At 57.8% G+C, this 673-nt stretch carries 1 protein-coding gene; it reads right to left on the bottom strand.

The features are described 5' to 3' along the window. The coding region (locus BOP96_RS29135; RefSeq protein ID WP_373420039.1) for an immunoglobulin-like domain-containing protein at positions 1-673 on the bottom strand (673 nt) is incomplete at both ends.

Below are 673 nucleotides of genomic sequence, written 5' to 3'. Positions count from 1 at the left end.
GCCTCGGCCGGAGCGGTCAGCGTCACCGTAGTGGTGTTGTCAGTGCCTGGTGTATCCGTAACGGTGGTATTAACCGGGGTAGTACCCGGCACCAGATTTTCAAAGTGCTCGCCGGTGGTCTCGGTGATCTGAACGGTCTGCGTGCTCTTATCGATAAACACGTCATCAGTAGGGGCGGGCACGGTCACAGTACCGACGGTCTCGCCAGCTTTGATGGTGATCGACGAGCCGTTATCCAACTTCAAGGTGACGTCGGTGCCGGCCTTGTTGCTCAAAGTTGCGGTGTAGGTGATCTGACCACCTTCGTTAACGGCACTTGGCGCAGTCAGCGTAACCGTGGTGGTGTTATCGGTGCCCGGTGTGTCCGTAACGGTGGTGTTCACCGCGGTAGTACCCGGCACCAGATTTTCAAAGTGGTCGCCGCCGGTCACACCCTTGATGGCGGTGGTGACGGTCTGGTCGCCTTTGTACACATCATCCGGCGCGATGGTAGTGATGGTGCCGCTCGACTGATTCACGCCAATGGTGATGGTTTTGCCGTTGTCCAAGGTGACGGTCAGCGGGTTGGTGATGTTAGTCACCGGCGCACCGTTTTTATCCACAAGGCTGGCGGTGTAAACGATGTTGCCGCCTTCGCCAACGGTGTTGGTGGCGGTCAGAACCACATCAACCT

Origin of the sequence: Pseudomonas sp. FSL W5-0203, from assembly GCF_001896155.1 — a bacterium.
GTDB classification, from domain to species: Bacteria; Pseudomonadota; Gammaproteobacteria; order Pseudomonadales; family Pseudomonadaceae; genus Aquipseudomonas; species Aquipseudomonas paracarnis.
This window is presented reverse-complemented; position numbering and strand designations above follow the sequence as displayed.